Below are 26741 nucleotides of genomic sequence, written 5' to 3'. Positions count from 1 at the left end.
CCGAACGTTACCTCTATTTAATAATGACTGTCCGAAAAAAACAGGACGGCAGTTTTAGTTTAAATAAATTATGATTAAAAACGACTTATATTTAAAAGCACTCCGCGGAGAAACCGTTGAAAGACCGCCGGTATGGATGATGAGACAAGCCGGAAGATATCTCCCGGAATTCATTGCTCTCCGTGATCAGTATGATTTCTTTACAAGATGCCAGACTCCTGAGCTTGCCGCCGAAATCACGGTACAGCCCATCAGAAGGTTTCCCCTGGATGCAGCGATCCTGTTTTCTGATATTTTAGTGGTTCCTCAGGCAATGGGAATCGATTTTAAAATGAAAGAATCAGTTGGCCCGTGGCTGGATACCCCGATCAGAACGGCAGAACAGGTTCAGAATATTGAAGTTCCCGATGTAAACGACACATTAGGATACGTTTTTGATGCTATTGAACTGACTCTTCAGAAACTGGACAATGAAATCCCATTAATCGGGTTTGCAGGTTCTCCGTGGACGATTCTGTGCTACTGCGTGGAAGGCAAAGGTAGCAAAGCTTTTGACATTGCCAAGTCATTCTGTTTCCAGCAGCCTGAAGCCGCCCATTTACTCCTTCAGAAAATTACAGATACTACTATTGCTTACCTTAAGAGAAAAGTAGAGAAAGGCGTTTCTGCAGTTCAGGTTTTCGATTCGTGGGGAGGAATGCTTTCTCCTGCTGACTACCAGGAATTCTCATGGCAGTATATCAACCAGATCGTTGAGGCTTTAAGTCCTTTAATTCATGTTGTGGTATTCGGAAAAGGATGCTGGTTTGCCCTGGAAGACATGACTATGTCCAAAGCATCTGCACTGGGGGTTGACTGGACCATCACTCCTGAGTTTGCAAGAACATTAACGAATCACACGATGACCCTTCAGGGGAATTTTGATCCGGCAAGACTGCACTCCACTCCGGAAACGATCAAGAAAATGGTAACCGAAATGATCAACCGATTCGGGAAAGACCGTTATATCGCCAACCTCGGGCACGGAATTCTTCCTAATATCCCAGTAGAAAATGCAGAGGCCTTCATCAGAGCAGTTGTAGACTGGAAACCCAATTCCGAATTTTAAATACAGACTGAATACAATTCTAAATAATAAGCCTCATGAGTTAAACTTATGAGGTTTTTACATCAAAAAAACTAAACCTATGGAAAACAAGAATAATCCTGATTTTGAAGATTTTATGAACTTTGTTCATCAGACCAGTGAAGAGAAAAAGCAGCAGATTAATACTGAGTTATATGAGAAAATATCTCTGTGTGCAGATCAGATCATTGAGTTCCGGCAAAGTAAAGACCCGGGACTTTTTATCACAACACTTCAGAAGCTTAAAGAAATAGCCCGGGAATGCGATATAGATGAGGTTACCGATGTCTTACTCTTCGAAAGAATTTACGCCACCCATTCAAAGGAATACAGCGAATTTTTCTCAGACATTGTGGTTCCTCACATGTACGGAAAGAGCAAAAAAGAAAATTTCCAGTATATCGAAAATATCATATTTACCCACGAGGACAGCAAAAGAGAACAGGCTCTGGTAATCTATCTCAAAATAGCCAAAGAACATGGTGAGTATCAGCGAAAGATCCTGAACTTTGTGGAACAGAACTATCAACAGTTTTCTAAAAATCAAAAAGTTCTTTACTGCATGCTGACCGATGAAATACTGAGCCACAGCCCACACGCCAATAGAATTAAAAAATTAATGAACATAAAAGAATATTCATTAACCTACGGTGATGATACTCATGAAAACAATCAGAATGACAATGCCCTCCATAAAAAATGGTGGGAATTCTGGAAATAATTCATAAAAAAACCTCTGAATGTTCAGAGGTTAATTTTTGTATTATGACAACATGCGCTGTGCTTTCTTAACGCCTTCTACAAGAAGATCGATTTCCTCAAAAGTATTGTATACTGCAAAACTGGCTCTTACCGTTCCGGCAATATTAAAGAAATTCATGATCGGCTGTGTACAGTGGTGTCCTGTTCTTACGGCAATACCCATTTTATCAAGGATCATTCCCACGTCTGAAGAAATTCCCACTCCTTCCAGATTAAAGGAAACCACACCGGTTCTTTTGGCTTTTTCACCATAGATCTTAATGTTCTCCAATTGTAAAAGCTGTCTCTGTGCATATTCCAGCAATGCATTTTCATGATTCTGAATGTTCTGTCTTCCTGTTTTTTCCATGAAATCAACGGCTGCACCTAAAGCGATATTTCCACCTACATTTGGTGTTCCGGCTTCGTATTTAAAAGGAAGTCCTGCATAAGTGGTTCCGTCGAACGAGCAGGTAGCAATCATCTCTCCTCCTCCGTGGAAGGGCGGCAGATCTTCAAGAATTTCACGTTTTCCGTATAAAATTCCCGTTCCCATCGGCGCATACATTTTATGGCCGGAGAATACGAAGAAATCACAGTCCAGTTTCTGAACATCTATATCGAAATGAGGGGCAGACTGCGCTCCGTCAATTACTATATAAGCATCCGTATTTTTTCTGGTCTTTGCAATGATCTCTTCAACAGGGTTTACAATTCCCAATGCATTGGAAACCTGATTTACGGAAACCGCCTTCGTTTTTTCACTTAAAAACTGATCCAGGTAGTCCAGCTGAAGCACACCGTTTTCATCCATAGGAATAACACGTAGTTTAGCGCCTGTTCTTTCACACAGCAATTGCCACGGAACAATATTCGAATGATGTTCGAGATAGGAAATAATGATCTCATCATCTTTCTTTAACTTCTGTGTCAGGATATAAGAGATGAGGTTCAGTCCCTCAGTTGTTCCTTTTGTAAAGATCACTTCAAAATCGTGTTCCGCATTGATGAATTTCTGGATCTTTCTTCTGGAAAGTTCCATTTCTTCAGTTGCCAATTGGCTTAACGTATGAATTCCGCGATGAACATTCGCGTTAATCTCTGTATAATATGCGTGACAGACTTCTAAAACCGAGTCCGGCTTTTGAGATGTAGCTGCATTATCAAGATAAACCAAAGGCTTACCATTCACTTCCCTGCCCAATATAGAAAACTGGCTTCTTATTTCCTGAATGTCAAACATTTATTTATTTTTTAAATTAAAACGTCCTTATTTAGAACACTTCAAATTTACGGCTTTTTTTCCGAAAGGAAGCACCTGCTTAGGAGCTGATCGTTGTCATCTGATAGAAATATTCGATGATCCCGAACAGGTAAAACCGATAAGACAGGATGGAGAAGCCACTCATCAATTTTCTGAAAACAAAAAAACCTGCCGTAAACGACAGGTTTTATATGGTTTAAATAAGCAATTCTTATTCTGCAGATTTCTCTTCTGTTGCAGGAACATCAGGAGATTGAGTTGCCACTTCTTCTGCTTCTTCTTCATCTTCATCATCCATTGCAGCAGCACCACCTTTCATTGCATTTCTAGACATCTTAACAGCTACAACAACTGCATTGTCAGGGTGCATGAAAGAATATCCTTCAGTTTTGATTCCTCCTACATAAAGTTTGTTACCAATTCTTAGTGGAGTTACATCTACAACGATCTCATCAGGAAGGTTTGCAGGAATAGCTTTCACTTTCAGTTTTCTGAAAGACTGACGAAGAACACCACCGGCAACAACCCCTTTAGAACGTCCTGTAATTCTTACCGGAACTTCCATGATTACCGGCTTATCAGCAGATAACTGGTAGAAGTCGATGTGAAGAATTTTGTCTGTAATTGGGTGGAACTGAATATCCTGAAGAACAGCTGGAATAGTTTTTCCGTCAACTTCAATAGATACCGTGTGTGCTTCAGGAGTATATACCAATCCTTTGAAGGCTCTCTCTTCTGCAGAGAAGTTCAAAGGTGCTTCACCTCCGTAAACAACACAAGGAACTAATTCAGCATCACGTAAAGCTTTTGTAGACTTTTTGCCCACGCTTTCTCTTTTTGTACCTTGAATTGTAATAGATTTCATTTATAAAAAATTTAAAAATTTGTTTCTGATTAAATTTGCAACCCGCTAAAAATCAATTAAATAACAAACTTACTGCTAATTGATTGATGCTCATGAACCATCTTCATTACGTCCGCAAATAACGGGGCGCAAGATAGCACTTTTATTTTAGATGACAAATTATTTTGCACAGGAATTGAGTCAGTTACAATAACTTCCAATAGTTTTGATTTCTCAATATTCTCGTAAGCCTTTCCTGAAAGCACTCCGTGAGTAGCCATAGCTCTTACTGTTTTGGCTCCTTTCTCCATCAGGATCTCAGCTGCCTTACAGAGTGTTCCGGCAGTATCGATCATATCATCAATAAGGATTACGTTCTTACCGTCTACATCCCCGATAAGGAACATTTCTTCTACTACGTTTGCTTTTTTTCTTTCTTTATAGGCAATTACGACTTCTGCGCCCAGATGTCCCGCATAGTTTTTTGCTCTTTTTGCACCTCCCATATCCGGAGAAGCAATCGTAAGATTATCCAGATTCAGAGATTTGATATAGTCTACGAAAATTGTAGAAGCATACAGGTGATCTACCGGAATTTCGAAGAATCCCTGGATCTGATCTGCGTGCAGGTCCATCGTCATTATTCTTGTAGCCCCGGCTGCTGTCAACAGATTAGCAACCAGTTTTGCCCCGATCGGAGCTCTTGGCTTGTCTTTTCGGTCCTGTCTTGCAAGTCCGAAGTAAGGAATTACGACGGTAATGCTCTTTGCAGAAGCTCTTTTCGCTGCATCAATCATCAGGAGAAGCTCCAGAAGATTGTCGGCAGGAGGGAAAGTAGATCCGATTAGGAAAACCCTTCCCCCTCTTACAGATTCATCCAGAACGGGCTCAAATTCCCCGTCGCTGAACTCCTGAAAGTTGATTTTTCCTAATTCTTTCCCATAATACTGGGCAATTTTTTCTGCCAAGTCCCTGCTCGTCCTTGTACAAAATAAATAACTTAACTGATCGGCCATTTTTACTTTTTAAAGATTTTGCAAATTTAAAAAAAAACCACAAGATTTACTCCTGTGGTTTCTAAGTTTTTATTTCCGTGTATGATTACGGGAATTTAACTCCTGAATATTTATTCGGATCTACCTGTGGTAAAGTAGATTTATATTTTGCATTGATTGCTTTAATGAATTCATTGGCAATTACAGCATATCCTCTACCCGTCAGGTGAACACCATCCAGTGAAAACGCTCCTCCGGTAACGAATTTGGCAGTGTATCTCACCCCATCCCAGGAAATTCCGGATTGCCCGCCCAGTTCATTCATTTTAGCATTGGCATCTACAAAAGCAAGCCCTTTGGTTGAAGCAATATCTCTGAGCGCCTCGTTATATGCTTTTGTAGCCGTCATTACTTTTGCCGTTTCTTTTTCTGTAAGAACATATTTATCTTCTAAAGGAACTGCTGTACCGGCACTGATCCCCTGCGGATTACATGTTGCATCGAAAGGTTTAAGCAGGTTTGAAGCAGGTAGAATGATAAAATCATTAGCTGTGGTCTGTCTGTAAGATTTCAATGCAGGATTAAATGCAGTAAGATCTTTAAGATCCTTATCCAGTATTACCGCTCCGTTTGCAGTGCTTCCGGCAGTAAATTTAATTACTCTGCTCTGATATTCCGCATCCGTAATTATCCCCATCGTTTTCAGCTGCAGAATTCCCGCATTATAAGGAGCATAAGCAGTATTCAGCTGTGCTGCCTGCGCATCGGAAAGATTCGAGATAGGCTTACTTGGTACCGTAGTGAAAAACGGAATGGTGGTTACATTAGGAATGTTCGCCAAAACACCTTTTGCTCCGTTAGCTGTAAGAGCGGTTACATAAGAATTAATTGTAGCCTTATAAAGAGCAGGATCTGTAATGTCGTTATTTCCGTAAGTAAGAGGGTTGGCATTTCCGGTTTGGTCTACTCCCGTTCCACCGCTGGTAGCATAGGAAAGCACATCGTTATTACCGATCCATAATGAGAAGAAAGTAGGTGCCTGGGCAACCGCAGCAGCAACCGGACTTACTCCTGTTGAGAATCTTGAGTAATAAGGATTTAACGCTCCGTAATTGCTTAATCCCAAATGGAAAGATTTTGCTCCCGGCACTCCAAGATTCTGGTAAGGTCCGCCGGAAGAAATATTATCTAACGGAGCACCCGGTGCAGACGGCTTTGGAGCCAGAGCATTATTACAGCCTACTCCTAACATAATTTTGCCGTAAAAATCACCTGTTGCAGGATTGGCAAGATTGGTAAAACCTCCGCTATTATTAGGCATCATCGGCTGTTTGAACTCTCCTCCACCGGCAAGCTTCATCTGAGTAGCCAGCATCAGCGGATAGGATTCATTCTGTCCGTCAATATATAAGGCATTATCTCTGAAACCTGATGTCAGTGAGTTTCCTAAGGCTACATATTTTGAAAAATTCGCCTCACCGTTCGTTACCTTAATATCTTTTACATCAGTATCAAAATCGTTGTTACAGCTTGTTGTAAAAAGAAGTGCAGAAACAGCAAGTGTTGATATTATAATTTTTTTCATAGTCTTTTAATTAAAAAGGATTATAAGATAAACCTAAACCAAAGTAGAATGCTTTAGCTTTTGCCTGTCCGTAGAAACCAAGATTCGCGTTATTCACGTCTCTGGCCTGAGGTATAGCATATCCACCAGCTATATCAACTCCGAATTGCTTTAATTTAAATCCAAGACCTCCGGTAATCACATAGGTATTGAATGAAGGAGTCTCAGGGATAAAGTTATCATTGGTATAAGGAGATTCGTCATAATAAGCTCCCAAACGTCCAAAGATCATATTGCTGAATGCATATTGCGTTCCCAATCTGAAAGTTTTGGAATTTCTGAAGTTTTTAGGAGCTACAAGAACAGTAGGGTCTGCCTGATTTCCAACCGGAGCATTTGCAAAATCCAATGTCAGTTTACCATATCTTTCCCATCCATGATAGTTAAAATCCGCAGAAATTAACCACTTAGGAGTTACTTTATAGGTAAGACCAATGGTGTATTCTTCTACCAAAGGAAGGGTTGCAGTGAATTTATCCTGTCCGGTACTTGGATCCAATCCTAAAAGCGGATAAATATTGGCTGACGGGAACCGGAATGTTGCTGTCCCTTTTTTAGCTTTCATATCAACAGGAGAACGGTAAGCCACACTCACATCCAGTTTAGGATCAGGTCTGAAGTAAAACCCAAAGCCATATCCGTGTCCTGAAGCTTTTTCGTCATTGATATTAAGGCTTCCGCCGAATTGTGTAACGGCTTTATCCCAGTCTACTTTTCCTTTCGCATAAATATAGCTTGCACCGAATGCCAGCCAAGGAGCCAGTTTCACAGAAACCATCGGCTGGAAGTAGAAACTTTTCAGCTCCAGTTTCTGAACCATTTCTTTCCCTTCCCAGTTTTCCGGCCACTGAATGGTACTTCCGAAAGGTGTTGAAAAACTAAAACCAACTGATAAATTCTCTATCGGCTTATATGCAATTGCAGCATAAATAGGTGTTCCAAGAGGATTATCAGTTTCCGTACTCTGCAAAGTATTCAGGTTTTGAAAAGTTACCTTATTACTTGCACCAAATCCTCCCGCAACAATACTCAGTTTAGAAGGAATGAATGACATACCCGCCGGGTTAAAGAATGCCACACTTGCATCTTCGGCATGAGCACTAGTATGCGCCATTGCCAATTGTTTCACCCCCTGCAGAGAAACCCTGAAGCCTCCCGCGTAAGCTAAAACACCCGCCAATAAAGCAGTTGATACTAATATTTTTTTCATAGACTATTATTATATAACCCAAATATAAAATTATTTTAAATACGCTTGTTAATAATTCCCAATATTTTAAACAATATCCCAAAAGAAAATTATGTTTAAAATAATACTTTGAAATTTATCTTTTATAAAACAATAATTTTTAGATATTTACCATTCACTGCAATAAATTAATATTTTAACGTTTAAAGTTAAACAATGATGATATTGAATATTTAAGTATTTTAGAATTGCATAAAGATAAATTTACATAAATTTGCAAGATTATAAACAAATAATAGCGATATGAGTTGTGGATGCAAAACATCCGGCGATTCTGCACATTCGTGCGGCCCTAAAAAGACCGCGAATGGCTGTGAAAATGTAAATACCTGCGGGAATAGTTATAAATTAAGTGTTTTTGACTGGCTTTCTGACATCAACAATCCTGCACCTAACAGGTGTGATTTTGTAGAAGTCAGATTCAAAAATGACAGAAAATCGTTTTTTAAGAATGTAAACAATATTCCTTTACATATAGGTAGCGTAGTAACAGTAGAATCAAGCCCGGGACACGATGTAGGCGTAGTAAGCCTTACGGGAGAATTGGTAAAGATCCAGATGAAAAAGAAAAAATTTTCTGAGGAATCTGCCCTTAAAATATACAGACAGGCCAACCAGAAGGACCTTGAGGTCTGGCAGGAAGCAAGAAAAAAAGAGGACGGCGTAAAACTCGAGGCCCGAAAGATCGCACAGCGCATCGGTCTTGAGATGAAAGTTACAGATGTAGAGTATCAGGGTGATGCATCAAAGATCACATTTTATTATACAGCAGATAACCGTGTGGACTTCAGGCAGCTGATCAAGGATTATGCCGGTGCTTTCAGAACAAAGATCGACATGAAACAGATCGGGTTCAGACAGGAAGCAGCGAAAGTCGGAGGAATAGGATCCTGTGGAAGAGAACTCTGCTGTTCTACATGGCTTACGGATTTCAGATCGGTAAACACCAATGTGGCAAGATACCAGCAGCTGAGTATCAATCCTCAGAAACTGGCCGGACAATGCGGTAAGCTTAAATGCTGCCTTAATTACGAATTAGACAGCTACCTGGACGCACTGAGCCACTTTCCTTCTTCTTCAACCACTTTAGACACCGAAAAAGGAAGAGCTTTCTGCATCAAAATAGACGTTTTCAAAAAGAAAATGTGGTTTGCCTATGTAGAAAACTCTATTGCATGGTATGATTTTGACATCGACCTTGTAAAGAAACTGATCTCGAAAAACAAACGCGGAGAGAAGACCCTTCCTTTAGAGGACCTTAAACAGCCTGACACGCCTATGCAGAGTATAGACCTGATCCAGGAGAATAATGTAGACCGTTTCGAAAAGAAAAACAGAAATAACAGGAACAGAAACAACCAGAATAAGCAAAATAATAATCCTCAAAATCAGGGACAGGGACAAAAAAGAAACAGACCGGAAAGACAGGATAAAAGGGAACGTTCTGAAAAACCGGAACACCCGAATGCCCAATCTGGAAATCAGCAGAGACAGCCCAAACCACAGCCACAGCAAAAAGCACAGCCAGAAAAGGCAGAAGCCAGAGCTGATGGCGAGAAAAAATCTCAGAACAACAATCCGAACAAGAAAAAGTTCAAAAAGAAATTCCCTCCAAAAAAAGATAAAGATGCGTAAAATTTTAGGATTATTCAGCCTTATCCTTTTCTTTAGCTGCCATTCTTCTTCAGGAGAAGAAGTGATCATGAATCCCATCAACAACAAATGGGATAAGAAAAGTGAACAGAAATTTAATCTTGAAGTTTCAGATCCGCAGAATCTTAAAAATATTATATTTGTTGTAAGAAACAACAACAGTTATCCTTACAGCAATCTAAGGTTTATTGTGAATTTCACCAACCTTCAGAACAAAAAGAAAGAGACGGATACCCTGAATTATATTCTGGCAAAACCAAACGGCGAATGGCTTGGTACAGGTTTTGGTGACACAAAGGAAGTTCTGTTTCAGTATAGAACGAATTATAAATTTCCGGCAAAAGGAAAATATCAGATCGGGCTGATTCAGGCGATGCGGAATGACAACCTTCCGGGAATTGAGGATGTTGGAGTAAAAATAGAAACGGCTAAACCGTAACCATACATGGAAGACAACAAACAAAATGCAGGAAACAAAGGGAAAACCTTCCCTCTTCCTCCCAAAAATAAGAAAAATGGCTCCTGGAAAAGATGGGTTAAATTTATTTGGATTGGACTCATTGCGGTAGTTTTAGGAATTTCAGGACTTTTCTTTGCGGTTTCCCAGGGTTTTCTTGGGGAAATGCCTGACGTAAAAGAACTGGAAAATCCCGACATTTTTGTCGCTTCCGAAATCATTTCCTCAGACGGAGTGATCTTAGGCAAATTTGAAAAGGAAAAAACACAGCCTATCGTTTATAAGGACCTTCCCCCTTACCTGATCTATGCGCTTCAGGCTAAAGAGGATGAACGTTTTAAAGAACATTCCGGTATTGACTTAAAGTCTATTTTAAGAGCAATACGATATGGTGGAGACCGTGGAGGAGGTTCTACCATTACCCAGCAGCTGGCTAAACTTTTATTCACGAAAAACCCTTCCAAGAACCCTATCAAAAGGGGAATTCAGAAACTTAAGGAATGGTCTGTTGCGGTAAGTCTGGAAAAACGCTACACTAAAGAAGAAATCATTACCCTTTATTTCAATAAATTCGACTTTACTTACAATGCGAATGGTATTGAAATGGCTTCTAAGATCTACTTCAACAAAAAAACTTCGGAACTTACCCTTCCTGAAGCCGCAGTTTTTGTAGCCATGCTGGAAGCACCGATTGCCAACAACCCGATGAGGAATCCTGAACGGGCCAAGCGAAGAAGAGATGTGGTTCTCCAGCAAATGCTTGAAACAGGCTATATAGACCAGGCTACTTATGATAAAGCGGCCAGCACACCTATTCAGGTAGATTACCACCCTATTAAAAATATTAATGCAGACTACTCTGCTTACTATAAGTTTTATTTAAGAAAAGAGATTGACAAATACCTTGAATCTCATGAAAAGGAGACCGGCAAAAAACTCAATCTTTATAAAGACGGGTTAAAAATATATGTAACCCTTGATTCCAAAATGCAGAAATATGCTGAAGAGGCTATCAAGGAACATTTAACGGATCTTCAGAAAAGGTTTGATGCCGAACAGAGAGGAAGAAAAGACCGCCCATTCTACTATCTGAGCAGTAAACAGATCAATGATGTAATGATGCAGGCTGTAAGAAGAACCAGCCGTTACAAGCTTTTAAAAGCTGAAGGTATGGCTGAAGATTCCATCATTATGGAATTTAAAAAGCCGATCAAGACTTCAAGATTTACCTGGAATGGTGAGGAAGAAGTGGAAATGTCTCCGTGGGACTCTATCAGATACCACAAACAGATTGCCCAGGCCGGCTTAATGTCTATGGTTCCTGGAACCGGAGAAATCAAGGCATGGGTAGGCGGTATCGACTGGCAGCATTTCCAGTACGACCACATCAAGCAGGGAAAAAGACAGGTAGGATCTACCTTCAAACCTTTCGTATATGCAACCGCCATTATGAAATTGGGAATGACCCCATGTTCAACGGTTTCCAACGGAACCTATGACCACAAAGGATGGCACATACCGGGAAGAGGAGGAATGCTTACCCTGAAAGACGCATTGGCTCATTCTCAAAACCCGGTAGCAGCACGTCTTATAGAAATGACAGGAGTAGACGCTGTAATCCAGACAGCAAGAGACCTGGGCGTTACAGAAGATATTCCGAGAAACAATACCATTGCACTGGGTTCATCAGATATTACCATCTATGAAATGCTGGGAGCTTACAGTACTTTCGCCAACTATGGAAATTACAGCAAGCCGGAGATGATCTGGAGAATTGAAGATGCCAACGGAAGAGTAATCAAGGAGGTTAATGTGGAGCCTAAAGAAGTAATGAATCCAATGTATGCATACACCATGATTGAACTGATGAAAGGTGTTACCCAATACGGAACTGCTTCAGGAGAATTAGGAAGAAGAGGAATTTCAAAAGCAGTGGAAATCGCTGCCAAAACAGGTACCACACAGAATAACTCTGACGGTTGGTTTATGGGAATCACTCCTAAACTGGCTACCGGTGCCTGGGTAGGCTGGGAAGACAGAGCCACCCACTTCTATGGAACCGGTGAAGGACAGGGTGCTAAAATGGCATTACCGATCTGGGCTATCTTCATGAAAAAAGTATGGGCAGATAAAAGCTTAGGAATTACTCCGGATGATAAGTTTACACGACCATCTGACTGGAAAGACGGATGTTCCAACCTCAAAGGGCTTGGTGAAGGCTATGGCGATGACGGAGGTCTCCAGACCATTGATGAGATCAAAAATCCGAGACCTGCAGATCCTGCTCCAAAAAACAACACAGAAAAGAAAGAAGAAAATATCAACGAAAACCTTCATTCATCAGATAATGTAGATTTCAATAAATAAATTCTCTTTTACCAATACACAAGACCTTTCAGCAATTTGAAAGGTCTTTTCTTTTTTAATTAATACCTTTGATGGATGAATATTGAACAGATCAGACAGCCTTTTACTGAAATATTTCCCGGAGACTTTTCCGGTAACCCTATGCAAAGAAATACACCCAGAGTACTCTTTGCCACGATCCCTCCTGCCGGTTTTAATCATCCCGAACTGATTGCTTTTAACCAGCCTCTTTCGGATGAAATAGGGCTTGGACGATATGAAGACAGCGATCTGGATTTTCTTGTCGGCAATAATCTTCCGGAGAACATCCATCCTTATGCCACCGCCTATGCCGGACATCAGTTTGGAAACTGGGCCGGGCAGCTCGGAGACGGAAGAGCCATACTGGCAGGAGAAATTACCAATACCTCCGGAAAAAAAACAGAGATACAGTGGAAGGGAGCCGGAGCCACTCCCTATTCAAGGCACGCGGATGGCAGAGCAGTACTGAGATCTTCTGTCAGGGAATACCTGATGAGTGAGGCTATGTATCACCTGGGAGTTCCCACAACCAGAGCTTTAAGTCTTGCGTTTACCGGTGAAGATATCATAAGAGATATAATGTATAACGGTAATCCTCAGCTGGAAAAAGGGGCTGTGGTTATAAGAACCGCCGAAAGTTTCCTTCGTTTCGGACATTTTGAGCTGATAGCAGCCCAGAGAGAATATGACACCTTACAGGACCTTGTTGATTTTACCATAGATCATTATTTCCCGGAAGTTACATCGGAAGGCGTACAGAAATACAGGGATTTCTTCGCCGCTGTCTGTACAAGGACTGCAGATTTAATGTCCGAATGGTTCCGTGTGGGATTTGTACACGGAGTAATGAATACAGATAATATGTCTATCCTGGGACTGACCATTGATTACGGACCCTATTCCATGATGGATGAATATGACTTAAATTTCACGCCAAACACAACAGATCTTCCGGGAAGAAGATATGCTTTCGGGAAACAGGGGCAGATTTCCCAGTGGAACCTCTGGCAGCTGGCCAATGCACTTCATCCGCTGATAAAGGATGAAAAATTCCTGGAGGATACTTTAAACCATTATGGCTCCTATTTCTGGGAAATTCACGATAAAATGCTGTGCAGAAAGTTTGGTTTTGATGAACTCCGCAAAAGTGATGAAGATTTTTTCACCAACTGGCAGGGCTTAATGCAGGAACTCCAGCTGGATCATACGCTGTTTTTCAGCCAGCTTGAAAAATTGTCCGCAGGACAGGATGTCCGGTCACTTTTTGAAAATGTTTCCTATTCTGTGTGGACTGAAGAAAAACTGAGAAAACTGAACAACTTTATACAGCAATATCAGATCAGGCTTGCTTCCAACAAAATTTCAGAGAAAGAATCTCTGGCTCTAATGAAAAAGTCAAATCCAAAATTTATTCTCAGAAATTATCTTCTTTATGAATGCATTGAAGAAGTTACCACCGGCAAAACTGAAATGCTGAACAAACTCACCAGAGCTCTGGAAAATCCCTACGAAGAGATTTATCCTGAACTTTCCGCGAAAAGGCCATCCGCCTACGACGGCACGGTAGGATGCTCTACACTTTCTTGTAGTTCTTAACACAATTCAGCTTCTTTTAAACATTTTATAAAATTTTAAGATTTTCATTTTGTTTTTTTTAGTAATTTTAGAAAAAATTAATATTATGAAAAGAATTCTATTTTCTTTACTTGCTTTATCTTCTGTTTATGGAAGTGCTCAGACCGTTTTACTAAACGAAGGTTTTGAATCGTATACCAATTTTGCCATCAGTGGTATTGGAAATTGGCAGACTCTTGACATAGACGGCTTAGGCACTTATTATGGTGGAGGCCCTGTAATCGGAGGACAAACAGATCCTGAATGGACCCCTAACTGGCCCAACGCGGGAGAGCCAATGGCTTTCCAGATTTTCAATCCTTCAGCCTGCAATGTTTCCAACAATTTAACTTCAACACCGGCAGATGAAGAGATAAGAAACTTCACACCTCACTCCGGACAGAAATATGCCGCATCATGGGCAGGATCACCGGCAGGTGGCATCAGTGCCAACAATGACTGGCTTATTTCTCCTGCAATAACGCTGGGGACCAACACCAACGTTCTTACATTCTGGGTAAAAGCTTTGTCTTCTAGCTTTACAGAAAGTTATAAAGTAGGAGTATATACAGGAAGCGGAACCCCTACTTCCGCAGCCAACTTTACCATTATTTCAGGAACAGCAGCAAGAGTTGCCCCTTATGCCAACTGGCAGGAAGTTACCCTGAATTTAGATGCTTATGCCGGACAGACTATAAGAATAGGATTCCAGTATATGTCTGCAGACAAATATATGTTTATGCTGGATGATGTAAAAGTAACGGCCAACGGAGTACTTGCTACCAATGAAGTCTCAAAAGCAAAATCCAGTATTTCCGTTTACCCTAACCCAACAAAAGGAGAAATTAATATCAAAACAGATAAAAAGATCAAATCTTCCACTGTTTTTGATATGTCCGGTAAAGTAGCCCACAAAACAGAATCCGATAAAACAGATCTTTCTGCTCTGGCAAAAGGAACTTATCTTGTGAAAATCGAATTTGCAGACGGAACATCTGCTACTGAAAAAGTAATCAAACAATAATTTTACTTATTAATATCATAAACCTCACCAATCCGGTGAGGTTTTTTATTTTTACTTTTGCAAAAAAACAGATCCGTGTCTTTTATTAAAACAAAAATCATCCGGTTTTTCAAACTGGTATTCCCGTCCTCTTCTTCTGAAGCGGCTGTTTTCCTGTTATTTTTTATTGGTTATGGAGTTCTGGGAAGCTACATTGCCCTTCATTACAGAATTATCTTCGACAGCAGAATTCCGTGGGATGCCTATTTCAGCTTCGACAACAAAGCTATTGTAATGTCCGGAGGAAGCTTTGAAAGACATCCGCTCTCCTACTATTTTTTTAACTGGATAAGAGAAACCGCTCTCTTTATTTCAGGAGGAAAAATGGATTCCACATTCAGGCTTAGTCTTGCGTGGTTTAGCAACATGGCAGTGAGCCTGGCCATCGTTCAGGTTTTTAAATACCTGAAAAATATCATTGGGCTTCCTTTAAAAATAAGCTTACTGATTATTTTATTTTTTGGATTTTTTTCCACCGATATTCTTCTTTCATTTACCCCTGAAAATTTTACTTACACCCTGCTTCTGCTAAGTTTATTTCACTATTATGCAGCTGTAAAACTTAAAAAAGACGGGAAAATTGCAGGTTCAGCGATGGTACTCGCCGGAGTTTCCATTGGCGGGCTTACCATCACCAATCTGGTAAAAGTCTTTATTCCTGTGGCTTTTGAAAAAGATCTTTTCAGAAACTGGAAAAAAACAGGCAATGCTGTTTTCCGGATAACCATTACCTCCCTCTGCTTTGTATTTTTATACTTATTCAGAATTGATTTTAAGTATCAGAATATTTTTTCAAAAACCAGCCAGCAGTATGAAAAGTTCTCCAATGTAGAATCTATTCCGGATTGGGATATGATCCTTTCTTTCTTTTTCGGAGGTAATATCCTGTTCCCCAGCTTTATGATCACAGATAAGCACAATATGAAAGGTTTCGATTTCAAAGGACTCTTAATGGAACCCTATTCATCCATATTTTCCTATGTCTTTATCGCCATTATTCTCATACTTGTATGTTGGAGCTATATTAAAAATTTCAAAAACAAACTGGTTCAGATTCTGGTGATTTCTTTCCTGCTGGACATCATCATTCACTGCATGATGAGATTTGGCCTTCACACTTCTTACATCTACGGCGGACATTTTGTTTTTGTCTATCCGTTATTATTGGGATGGCTTTTTTATGCCTTCAGAAAGAGTTCTCAGATCATAACTTTCTTAACAGTGCTGATGGGAATTTTATTTGTTTTCCTGGCGGTAAACAACACAATACGTATGGCCGATTTCTTCTGGTTCCTGAACACCTACTATCAATAAAAAAACTCCGGAGATTCCGGAGTTTTTAAGATATATGATCATGGATCTATTTTGCTTCCGAGCAGAAAATTCTGTACTGCACTGCAATCGCAGATTTAAAATATTCCCTGATTTTTGAAAGATCGGAAGCAGCACTCTGCTTTGTGAAATAACTCCCTGCAAGGATCTTATAATTCGGTCTTAAAGAAGCATCTGTTTCAACCTTCAGATTAGGAAATCTTTTTCTGAAATAAGACTTTACCTCGTTGGCTTCCTCATTACTTTTCACCGTGGTGATCTGAATCTTAAAGCCTAAAATTCTAGGATTTTTACGGCAGATTTCCGCATTCGTAAGCTCCCTGTTCGGAACGTAAATCTTAGTCGGTTTTGTACCTGTATTGCTGCTGCTGTCCAAGGTATTATCTTTCACAATATTTGCAGAAGCTGTTTTGGAACATTTTCCTTCGATACTTTCCAGGGCAGCACTCACTTTAGAGTCCATGGTCATGGTAAGCTCAGTTCCCGCAAGGGTATCTTTTTTAACAACCTGCTGTGCCTCAACGGTATAAAATCCGAACAACGATACTATTGAAAATATTTTGATTAAATTTCTCATTTAAACTTGTTTCCGCAAATTTATACAAATTAAAAAATTATACCAAACACAGTTATTTAGAATCAATACAAATTAAACGTAAATGATATTTTCCCTTTTCCATATACCGTTAAATTCCTGTTAAAAATATTATTTTTGCGGAATTGATTGAATGTTCAATATTTTACTAACATAAGATAATTTAAATGATTAGTTGGAGAAAGCATTATAAACAAACGTTGATCGCAATAGGCTTATTGCTATCAACCAGTGCTTCAATTTACGGGCAAGACGGCGATCCTAAAAATGGTGAGAAACTTTTCAAAGCGAATTGTACTGCATGTCACGCGCTGGATAAACAGGTAATAGGACCTCCCCTTAAAGGAGTTGTAGAACGTGTAAAGACAGAAGGTGGTGTAGACAGAGATTGGCTTCACAAGTGGATCAAGGACAACAAAGCTCTTAGAGCTTCTGGTGATAAATACGCCAATGAAATTTTTGAAAAGTACAACAAGACTGAAATGCAGGTCTTTCCTAATCTTTCTGAGAAGGATATTGACGACATTTTAGCTTTTACAACTAATCCTCCGGCTCCAGAACCGGAAAAAACAGCAGAAACTACTCCGGGAGGAGAAACTGCAGCTGCTCCGGCAGACAAATCCACAACAAACATTGTGATCATTTCTCTTTTAGCGATCGCAGGTTTATTAGTCTGGATCTTAATTAAACTGAGACAACTCGTTAAACTGGGACAGTCTGAAGACTTAGCCGGATTAAACGAAACAAGAGTCAGATCTTTCAGTGAAATCTATCAGAAATACCATTATGTAGGTAAAGCAGCATTAGGTATCCTTGCTATTTTAGCCGCTTACGGCGTTTGGAACTGGATCATGTGGATCGGGGTTTACAAAGGATACAAACCTGAACAGCCTATCTACTTCTCGCACAAAATCCATGCTGGAGAAAATAAAATCGACTGTCAGCTGTGTCACTCAAGTGCTAAATACGGAAAAGTATCTGAAATCCCTTCTATGAATGTTTGTATGAACTGTCACAGAACCATTTCCGAATACAACGGTAAATACCTTGAGCCAGGAAAAGACAAAGCATTCTACGACGGAGAAATCCAGAAGATTTATGCTGCAACAGGCTGGGATCCTGCAAAACAACAGTACACAGGAAAAACACAGCCGGTTGAATGGACAAGAATCCACAACATGCCAGACTTCGTTTACTTCAACCACTCTCAGCACGTAGTAGCAGGTGAGCAGGCGATCATCAACTCTTTCAACAAGAAAAATCCTAACAACAAAATTGACGTTGTTTGTAAAGCTTGTCACGGTAAAATCGATACCATGAATGTTGTTCAGATGGCTAATGACTTTACCATGGGATGGTGTATCGAATGTCACAGAACAACTGAGATTGATATGAACAACGGTTATAATAAAGAGTACTTCAAGAATCTACACGACAAGTTGAAAAAACAATACCCTAAAGACGGAGGTAAGATCACGGTAGATGCAATTGGAGGTCTTGAGTGTGGTAAATGTCATTATTAATAACTAAAAAATTAGAAGTATAAATGGCTTCAAACAAAATACAATTCAGAAGTATTCATGAACTTAAAGATCCGGCTTTAAACAATAAGCTGGCTCAGAAAGAGTTTCAGGAAGAAATTCCGGTAGAAGATTTCCTTGGAGATGCTGAACAGAACGGATCTAGTACTTCAAGAAGAGATTTCTTAAAATTATTAGGATTCTCAACGGCAGCGGTAACATTAGCTGCCTGCGAAGCTCCGGTTATTAAAACGATTCCTTATGTGGTAAAACCGCATGACATCATTCCGGGGATTCCAAATTATTACGCTTCAACTTATTTTGACGGCTTCGATTTCGCCAGTGTTTTAGTAAAGACCAGAGAAGGAAGACCGATTAAAATTGAACCGAACCCGGCTGCCGGTGATTTAGGTAAAACTAACGCAAGAGCCCAGGCAAGTGTACTTTCTCTTTATGATAACGATAAAGTAAAGCAGCCTAAATTTGAGGGTAAAGACGAAACTTTCGATAAGGTAGACAGCTTCGTTATTAAAGGACTGAATGAAGCTAAGGCGTCAGGTAAAAAGATCGTGCTTCTATCGCATTCTTTACCTTCCCCTACTTTCAAAAAATTATTCGCTGATTTTAAAGCTAAATATCCGACAGCAGAATTAGTAACTTATGATGCTTTCCCTTACTCTGCGGCTCTAGATGCAGCTCAGGAAGTGTTCGGACAGAGAGCGTTACCGGTTTACGACCTTAAAGGTTCTGAACTGGTAGTTTCTTTCCAGGCTGATTTCTTAGGAGACTACAACGCAGCAAGCTTGGAAACCTCTTATGCAGCAGCAAGAAAGCCAGGTCCGAACATGTTGAGACACATTCAGGTGGAATCCAACATGTCTTTAACGGGAGCTAACGCTGACTCAAGATACAGATTAAAGCCAAGTGCTGTAAACAAAACGTTAGTTGAAGTTTACAATGTAATCGTAGGAGGAGCCAGTACTTCAGATAAAGCAGCTTCTGAGATTGCAAAAGAACTTAATGCAAAAGGCAGCAAAGCTGTTGTTTTCGCTGACGGTTCCAAAGGTGCTCAGGTTTTAGCGCACTTAATCAACCAGAAGTTAAATTCAGTAGCTTTCACAGGTAAAGCTAACTTACTTAAAGAATTTAATAATGCAAGATACCAGGAATTTTTAGGATGGGTAAACGGTGGTCAGGTTGGCGTATTGATCGCAAACAATGTAGACCCTATCTACTCTCATCCGAAAGGAGAAGATTTCAAGAAGTCTTTAACTAAAGTTCCTTACGTAATTGCAGTTGCAGATAAGAAAAATGAAATGTACAAGGCAGCGAAAGCTGTTATCCCGGTAGCTAACTGGTTAGAATCCTGGGGAGATATTGAGCCTCAGACCGGAGTATATTCATTAATGCAGCCTACCATCCAGAAGATCTACAAATCAAGACAGATTGAAGAATCTTTATTGGTTTGGAAGAATGGTAAAAATAACGCTGCCAACAGCTATTACGACTATTTAAAAGCGAATGCACCTTCTATTTTAGGAGGAACCTCTTTCAACAAAGCTTTATATAACGGGATCAATACGTCTTCCAACGCTACAACACTAGCTTACACAGGAGGAAACGGTGCTCAGGCTGCTGCTGAATTAGGAAACTTCAAAGCTTCTGATTTAGAACTGGTATTATACACCAAGCCTTCAATAGGTGACGGTACTCAGGCCAACAACCCTTGGCTTCAGGAATTACCGGATCCTATCACAAGAATGTCCTGGGATAACTATCTGACAATTTCTCCAAAAGACGCGGAAAAGTTCGCTATTGATAACGATCTTAATGCAAGAATGCAGCTGGACGGTTCTATTGTGAACCTTACGGTAAACGGAGTAACGATAAAAGATGTTCCTGTATTCATCCAACCGGGACAGGCAGAAGGATCAGTAGGTCTTGCGCTTGGATACGGTAAGAAAAACTCAGGAGCAACTGCTGATACGGGCGTAAATGCTTATCCTTTATTTGACGGTTCTAACTTAGCTGTTTCAGGAGTTAAGATCGAAAAAACAGGAGAAGATCACGAATTCGCAGGAATCCAGCTTCAGAATACATTAATGGGCCGTTATGAGATCGCTAAAGAAGTTCCTTTGGCAGATTACCTAAACGTAGCATTTGATGATGAACATAATGGATGGAATAAGCCATTGGAATATCACACCATCAGTGGAGCACTTCCGGCAAGAAAGATTGACCTTTGGGATGCTTTCGACGATACAGATGGTCCTCACTTCAACTTATCTATCGACTTGAACTCCTGTACGGGTTGCGGAGCATGTATTATTGCTTGTCAGGCTGAGAACAACGTTCCTGTTGTAGGTAAAGAAGAAATCAGAATGTCCAGAGATATGTATTGGTTAAGAATTGACCGTTACTATTCTTCAAAACAAAAAGTAGAGGTATACGAAGGATTGAAAGATGGACTGGCTGTACCGGAATTATACGGTACTGCATTCAATAAAGAAGGAGGAGCCTTAAACCACCCGGCAGACAATCCTGATGTGATCTTCCAGCCGGTAATGTGTCAGCACTGTAACCACGCTCCTTGTGAAACAGTATGTCCGGTAGCGGCTACTTCACACGGTAAGCAGGGGCAGAACCATATGGCTTACAACAGATGTATCGGTACCAGATATTGTGCCAACAACTGTCCGTATAAAGTAAGACGTTTCAACTGGTTTACATATAACCTTAACGACAAGTTCGATTTCAATATGAATAACGATCTTGGAAGAATGGTACTTAACCCGGATGTAGTGGTAAGAACCAGAGGGGTAATGGAGAAATGTTCTATGTGTATCCAAATGACTCAGACAACTATTCTTGAAGCTAAGAAAGAAGGACGAAAAGTGAAAGCCGGAGAATTCCAAACAGCTTGTTCTAAAGCTTGTTCTACCGGAGCAATGACTTTTGGAGACATGAATGACAAAGAATCTGAAGTTAGAGAATTGTACTCCAGCAACAGAAGATATTATTTACTAGAGGAGATCGGAACCAAGCCAAATGTGTTCTATCACACTAAAGTAAGAAACAGAGTAGAAAAATAAAGTTTAAATAATAAATAGGTAAAAAATGTCAGGACATTACGAAGCTCCGATAAGGGAACCTCTAATTATTGGTCACAAAACTTATCACGATATCACAGAAGATATCGCACGACCTATCGAAGAAAGAGCAGGTAAATTATGGTGGATCTCATTATATGCTGCCTTAGTTCTATTCATCTATGGATTCGGGTGTATCGCTTATACTATCGGAACAGGTATTGGAGCATGGGGGCTTAACAGAACTATTAACTGGGGTTGGGATATTACCAACTTCGTATGGTGGGTAGGTATCGGTCACGCCGGGACCCTAATCTCCGCAGTATTATTATTATTTAGACAGAGATGGAGAATGTCTGTAAACAGATCTGCAGAGGCGATGACGATCTTTGCGGTTGTACAGGCAGCGATCTTCCCTGTAATTCACATGGGTAGAGTTTGGGTAGGATATTGGGTATTCCCTTTACCAAACCAGTTCGGTTCTCTTTGGGGGAACTTCAACTCTCCTCTACTTTGGGACGTATTTGCAATCTCTACGTATTTCTCAGTATCAACAGTATTCTGGTTCATGGGACTGATCCCTGACTTTGCAATGATCAGAGACAGAGCGAAAACTCCGTGGACTAAAAAGATCTATACATTCCTTGCATTCGGTTGGGGTGGTAAAGCAAAACACTGGCAAAGATTCGAAGAACTTTCTTTGGTTCTTGCAGGTTTGGCAACGCCGCTTGTATTCTCAGTACACACTACCGTATCTTTTGACTTCGCAACTTCGGTTATTAAAGGATGGCACTCTACAATTTACCCTCCTTACTTCGTTGCCGGTGCGATCTTCTCAGGATTCGCAATGGTACAGACCCTTTTGTTGGTTGCAAGAAAAGTGTGTCACCTGGAAGATTATATTACTATGTATCATATCGAAATTATGAACATCGTAATCATCTTAACCGGTGGTATGGTAACGGTGGCTTATGCTACTGAATATTTCATCGGATGGTATTCCGGATCAAGATTTGAAGACTTTACTTATCTTTCTCCAGGTGCTGCTGTTGGACCTTACTGGTGGGCTTTCTGGTCACTGATTATCTGTAACCTTGTAGTTCCGGCTTCATTCTGGTTCAAGAGACTAAGAACGAACATTATCTGGACTTTCATCGTTGCATTGATCATCAACATCGGTATGTGGTTTGAGCGTTTTGATATCATCGTTATCAACCTTTCAAGAGACTACTTACCAGGATCATGGACTATGTTTAAGCCGACGATCATTGATGTGGGTGTATACTTAGGAACAATCGGATTCTTCTCTGTATTATTCTTATTATATGCGAGAACATTCCCTGTAATTGCACAGGCCGAATTAAAATCGATTTTGAAAATCTCAGGTGAAACTTATAAAGCAAAAGAAGGAGATGAGCACCACTAAAATTGTATACGGACTTTATGCTGACGACGACGATTTAATGAACGGCGTTAAAGCATTCAACGATAAAGGAATCAAAATAAACGAGGTTTATACTCCGTTTCCGGTTCACGGACTTGACAAAGCTTTAGGGTTAAAGAAAACCAGAATTTCTGATGCCGCATTTATATATGCGCTTTACGGAGTAACGATTGGTGCTACTATAACCTGGTATGTAATGAACCATGACTGGCCTCAGAATATCGGTGGTAAACCGGCTTTTGACTGGGGACACAATATGCCTGCATTCGTAGTTCCAATGTTTGAATTAATGGTATTCTGTGCCGCTCACATGATGTCTTTAACTTTCCTGGTTAGAAACAAAATGTATCCGGGAGCTCCGGCTCAGAACCCAGATCCAAGAACTACCGATGACAAGTTTCTGATGGAATTTGTAACTGATGATGTAGAATCTGTAAAACAGTTGCTTATTGAAACCGGAGTTGAAGAAATAACTGTTAAAGATGCTTAAAATGAAAAAGAACGTATTAAGAATTACAGCAGTTTTAGGTTTAACAACCGTTTTACTTAACTCTTGCGGACCAAAAGAAAATACACCATTAGTATATTTCCCGGATATGTATTTTCCTGTAGCTTACGATCCATTGATGAAAGCTGAGGATGCCTATTCCGATCATGAAAATGAAATTCCTGCTTTCGTTAAAAACAACGGAGCAACCGGGCTTTCTCCGGTAGAAGGAACCGTAGCTCAGAACAAAGACGGAGTTTTTGAAGAAAGTCTTTTACCTAAAAATGTTGACGAGTACAACGCAGGGTATGACGCTTCCAAAAAAATTGCTGCCTCACCTTTGAATCCTGCCAATGCAGAAAAAGATATCGAAAGAGGAAAGTTCTTATTTGAGCGTACCTGTGCAGCTTGTCACGGTACAGGAGGAGACGGACAGGGACCAATAGTACAGAGCGGAGCCTATTCAGGAGTTCCAAACTATGCAGACAGAGAAATCACTGTAGGATCTGTTCATTATGTATTAACTAACGGTAGAAACGCGATGGGGTCTTATGCAGGACAGCTGAACCCTGGTGACCGATGGAGAGTAGCCATGTATGTGATGAATGCTTTCAAAAAAGGAGCAGCAGCACCGGCAGCCGCTACGGCAACTCCAGCAGCAGCGAAAACTGAAACGACTACCGAAACTAAAAAATAAGAAAAGAAATGTATAGTTTTTCACCAAAATTAAAATCAACTTCTATAATACTTCTTGTTGTAGGTTTAATTCTATTCGGTGCCGGTTATTTCATGAACCATGGTCTGGATGATGTTAAAATTGGAGAAATGATGGAAGCTGTTCATGCTTCAGGTCATACTGCCCCTACGCATTCAAGTGAAATGGTAGGTCCACAGGATCACCAGGCTCATTTGGAGCATGCTAAAATGCAGGTTCACAACCAGCCTTTAGCTTCTCTTCACTTTGTGGCTGTATTTTTCTTTGGAGTAAGCTGTGCGGTACTGTTTTTCTACTGTATTCAGCACGCTGCACATGCAGGTTGGCCAATTATTATTACAAGAGTAATGGAGGCTATTGCTTCTTTTATTCCTTACGGAGGTGCTATTCTGATTATCATGATGATTCTGAATATCACTCATAACGGACACCTTTTCCACTGGATGGATCCGGCTTTAACAGATCCTAAAGATGCTCACTTCGATGTGATCCTGTTTGAAAAGAAGAAATTCTTAAATATCCCTTTCTATGCAGTAAGAACTCTGATCTATGTAATCGGTGCTTCTTTCTTCGCCTGGAAACTTAAAGCTCAGTCTAAGAAAGTAGACGAAACCAAGTCTAAAGTAGAGTATCAGATGCTTTACAGATGGTCCGTAGGTTACATTGCATTCTTCGGATTTGCTTCTGCAGCATGGGCTTGGGACTGGTTGATGTCTATTGACCCTCACTGGTACTCTACCATGTATATCTGGTATTCTATGGTGAGCTGCCTTTCAAGTGGTATTGCGGTAATCATTCTTTTAAGTGTTTATCTTAAGAAAAACGGTTTCCTTCCACAGTTCAATGATAACCACTTACACGATTTAGGAGTATTCCTTTTCGCTACAAGTATGCTTTGGACGTATACATGGTTTGCACAGTTCATGCTTTACTGGTATGCCAACGTTCCGGAAGAGGTGAACTACTTCTTCGGAAGATTCCAGCACTACTCTCCTACTTTCTTACCAATGCTGATCATCAACTTCTTATTACCGTTATTGGTATTAGTAAGCAGCAGCATCAAGAGAAATTACAAAGTAGTAACAACAATGGCTGTTGTAGTTATTTTAGGACACATTCTGGACTACTTCAACATGGTAATGCCTGGAACGGTAGGACCATACTGGAAAACTCCTGAAGTATTCCTGTTAATCCTGGGAGCTGTTCTGTTTGTTGTCGGATTATTTATGTTTACTGTACTTTCAGCTTTATCCAAACTGAAGTTGATTCCTACAGGAAACCCATTCTTACACGAATCTGAAATTTACGAGTATCCTTTCTAAGGATTCTGTAACAGAAATAAAGAAAAAAAGACTGATTGTAACAATCAGTCTTTTTTTATGCGCCAAAGTCATCAGGCAACCATTCTGAAATTTGTACGTCTATAAAGAAGAGCAAACCATTAAAACAACTTCCTATTATGAAAACAAAATTTTTACTTTATTCCGTATTTATATTTCTATTCAGCTTCATCAGGGCACAGACCATTACTTTCGTTTCCGAAAAAACAAATGCACCTCTTCCAAAGGTTTCAGTATTTGGTAAAGACGGGAGTATTCTCGCCTACTCAGATATTGATGGAAAGATTGATAAAAAAGCATTGAGTCCGGATCAGGAAAAATTTCAGCTGGTATATAATAATTTTCCGGTTGCTACTCTTTCGTATGCCGATTTCAGTCAGGAGACAATCAAAATCAACGATCAGGTAAAAGAGATCGAAACCGTGGTGATCAAAAACACGAAACCGGCAAAATATATTTTCATTAAAGGAAACTTCAATGCCTACGTAACTGTCAATAATAAACTTAACAGCTATGCAGACGGTGTAGCCACCTACATTTTCGATAATAAAACAAAGAAACTGAAAAGCGCTAATGTTGAACAGTACAGAGTCTTCAGGCTGACGGATGCCAAAAATGAAAAAAAACAGACCGCATCCTGGGATTACGGAAATTCCCTTCAGATTCCAAAGCTTAAAAATGTAGGAAACCCCGAAGAATACAAAACAAAGAAAAATACCGTAAAAGAACTGAAAGGAGACCGTAAAGATCAGATTGAAGTAACAGGTCAGGCTCTCCAGGAAAAAGAATTTTCACTATTCGGATTCAGATTCTTTGATATCAGAACCATCCTTAATATGTCTTTTGAAAAAGATTCAGAAAAAAACCTGCGAGACTTTTTAGAATACAACGAAGTAGGCTTTATAAAGCTGAAACATAAAAGTGAGCCGGATTATACACAGATCATCCTTTACAACAATTTCTATCCTACCGAAATGAGTTTTAACAATGATGATGATATTGAAAAAGTAAAATTCAGAAACAATCAGAGTAATTATAAGACTTCCTTCTGGAAAGAGCCTTCATTTCCTAACATGCAGACGATTTTCAGTTCATTCTTTAAAGACGACCTGAAAGAACAGGAAAACAGAACAGAAAAATAATTTCAAAAGAACATTAAAAGAACCCATAAATTCAAAAAACTGACAAAACGAAAATAAAA

21 protein-coding genes are annotated in these 26741 nt (G+C 40.0%); 15 read left to right on the top strand and 6 right to left on the bottom strand.

The genetic code is table 11. The features are described 5' to 3' along the window. Positions 1-70 precede the first annotated feature (70 nt). Positions 71-1108 (top strand): uroporphyrinogen decarboxylase, encoded by a 1038-nt coding sequence (gene hemE / locus AC106S_RS15675; protein ID WP_482440429.1) that lies wholly within the window; start codon positions 71-73, stop codon positions 1106-1108. A 79-nt stretch (positions 1109-1187) separates the two neighbouring features. Further along, complete coding sequence (locus AC106S_RS15670; RefSeq protein ID WP_482440427.1) at positions 1188-1847, top strand: hypothetical protein; 660 nt, start codon at positions 1188-1190, stop codon at positions 1845-1847. 42 nt (positions 1848-1889) lie between these two features. On the opposite strand, the gene AC106S_RS15665 is transcribed toward AC106S_RS15670, so the two are convergent. From AC106S_RS15665 to AC106S_RS15645, 5 genes are all read right to left on the bottom strand, one after another. Next, complete coding sequence (locus AC106S_RS15665) at positions 1890-3110, bottom strand: aminotransferase class V-fold PLP-dependent enzyme (RefSeq protein WP_482440426.1); 1221 nt, start codon at positions 3108-3110, stop codon at positions 1890-1892. A 232-nt stretch (positions 3111-3342) separates the two neighbouring features. After that, the gene (locus AC106S_RS15660; protein ID WP_482440425.1) at positions 3343-3996 is read right to left on the bottom strand and encodes a 50S ribosomal protein L25/general stress protein Ctc; all 654 of its coding nucleotides are present in this window, start codon (positions 3994-3996) and stop codon (positions 3343-3345) included. 56 nt (positions 3997-4052) lie between these two features. After that, positions 4053-4991 (bottom strand): ribose-phosphate pyrophosphokinase, encoded by a 939-nt coding sequence (locus AC106S_RS15655; RefSeq protein ID WP_482440423.1) that lies wholly within the window; start codon positions 4989-4991, stop codon positions 4053-4055. An 85-nt stretch (positions 4992-5076) separates the two neighbouring features. Beyond that, complete coding sequence (locus AC106S_RS15650; protein WP_482440422.1) at positions 5077-6555, bottom strand: SGNH/GDSL hydrolase family protein; 1479 nt, start codon at positions 6553-6555, stop codon at positions 5077-5079. Between the two features lie 10 nt (positions 6556-6565). After that, positions 6566-7804: an OmpP1/FadL family transporter gene (locus AC106S_RS15645; RefSeq protein WP_482440421.1), complete on the bottom strand. Its 1239-nt coding sequence runs from the start codon at positions 7802-7804 to the stop codon at positions 6566-6568. 282 nt (positions 7805-8086) lie between these two features. Here AC106S_RS15645 and AC106S_RS15640 point away from each other — a divergent pair, with 282 nt between their 5' ends. From AC106S_RS15640 to AC106S_RS15615, 6 genes are all read left to right on the top strand, one after another. After that, a complete protein-coding gene (locus AC106S_RS15640) occupies positions 8087-9478 on the top strand; it encodes a PSP1 domain-containing protein (RefSeq protein ID WP_482440419.1) in 1392 nt (463 codons plus the stop codon). Continuing rightward, positions 9471-9935 carry a gliding motility lipoprotein GldH gene (locus AC106S_RS15635; protein WP_482440418.1) on the top strand — a complete coding sequence of 155 codons (465 nt, stop codon included), beginning with the start codon at positions 9471-9473 and terminating at the stop codon, positions 9933-9935. The genes AC106S_RS15640 and AC106S_RS15635 overlap by 8 nt, the downstream gene beginning before the upstream one ends. 6 nt (positions 9936-9941) lie before the next feature. Continuing rightward, on the top strand, positions 9942-12320 hold the full coding sequence (locus AC106S_RS15630; protein WP_482440416.1) for a penicillin-binding protein 1A: 2379 nt from the start codon (positions 9942-9944) through the stop codon (positions 12318-12320). A 75-nt stretch (positions 12321-12395) separates the two neighbouring features. Further along, complete coding sequence (locus tag AC106S_RS15625; RefSeq protein ID WP_482440414.1) at positions 12396-13937, top strand: protein adenylyltransferase SelO; 1542 nt, start codon at positions 12396-12398, stop codon at positions 13935-13937. 85 nt (positions 13938-14022) lie between these two features. Continuing rightward, positions 14023-14979: a choice-of-anchor J domain-containing protein gene (locus AC106S_RS15620; protein WP_482440412.1), complete on the top strand. Its 957-nt coding sequence runs from the start codon at positions 14023-14025 to the stop codon at positions 14977-14979. 75 nt (positions 14980-15054) lie between these two features. After that, entirely contained in the window at positions 15055-16332 is a 1278-nt protein-coding gene (locus AC106S_RS15615) for a DUF6080 domain-containing protein (protein ID WP_482440410.1), read from the top strand. Between the two features lie 46 nt (positions 16333-16378). Here AC106S_RS15615 and AC106S_RS15610 read toward each other — a convergent pair whose 3' ends face one another. Beyond that, the gene (locus tag AC106S_RS15610; RefSeq protein ID WP_482440408.1) at positions 16379-16927 is read right to left on the bottom strand and encodes an SPOR domain-containing protein; all 549 of its coding nucleotides are present in this window, start codon (positions 16925-16927) and stop codon (positions 16379-16381) included. 185 nt (positions 16928-17112) lie between these two features. Here AC106S_RS15610 and AC106S_RS15605 point away from each other — a divergent pair, with 185 nt between their 5' ends. The 7 genes from AC106S_RS15605 (at position 17113) to AC106S_RS15575 (ending at position 26682) form a co-directional block, all read left to right on the top strand. Beyond that, on the top strand, positions 17113-18468 hold the full coding sequence (locus AC106S_RS15605; protein WP_482440406.1) for a c-type cytochrome: 1356 nt from the start codon (positions 17113-17115) through the stop codon (positions 18466-18468). A gap of 23 nt (positions 18469-18491) precedes the next feature. Further along, positions 18492-21557: a TAT-variant-translocated molybdopterin oxidoreductase gene (locus tag AC106S_RS15600; RefSeq protein WP_482440404.1), complete on the top strand. Its 3066-nt coding sequence runs from the start codon at positions 18492-18494 to the stop codon at positions 21555-21557. 25 nt (positions 21558-21582) lie between these two features. After that, positions 21583-22980, top strand: coding sequence for an NrfD/PsrC family molybdoenzyme membrane anchor subunit (nrfD, locus tag AC106S_RS15595; RefSeq protein ID WP_027381049.1), 1398 nt, complete (start codon positions 21583-21585; stop codon positions 22978-22980). Then, the gene (locus tag AC106S_RS15590; RefSeq protein ID WP_062698310.1) at positions 22967-23488 is read left to right on the top strand and encodes a DUF3341 domain-containing protein; all 522 of its coding nucleotides are present in this window, start codon (positions 22967-22969) and stop codon (positions 23486-23488) included. The genes nrfD and AC106S_RS15590 overlap by 14 nt, the downstream gene beginning before the upstream one ends. Continuing rightward, positions 23481-24182 (top strand): c-type cytochrome, encoded by a 702-nt coding sequence (locus AC106S_RS15585; protein ID WP_153397147.1) that lies wholly within the window; start codon positions 23481-23483, stop codon positions 24180-24182. Before AC106S_RS15590 ends, AC106S_RS15585 begins: the two co-directional genes overlap by 8 nt. An 8-nt stretch (positions 24183-24190) precedes the next feature. Beyond that, complete coding sequence (locus AC106S_RS15580) at positions 24191-25522, top strand: quinol:cytochrome C oxidoreductase (protein ID WP_482440398.1); 1332 nt, start codon at positions 24191-24193, stop codon at positions 25520-25522. Between the two features lie 137 nt (positions 25523-25659). Beyond that, positions 25660-26682 carry a hypothetical protein gene (locus AC106S_RS15575; RefSeq protein WP_482440394.1) on the top strand — a complete coding sequence of 341 codons (1023 nt, stop codon included), beginning with the start codon at positions 25660-25662 and terminating at the stop codon, positions 26680-26682. Positions 26683-26741 lie beyond the last annotated feature (59 nt).

This window comes from Chryseobacterium sp. FR054 (genome assembly GCF_056844565.1).
Note: the sequence above shows the minus strand (reverse complement) of the source record. Positions and strands in the feature narration are given on the sequence as shown.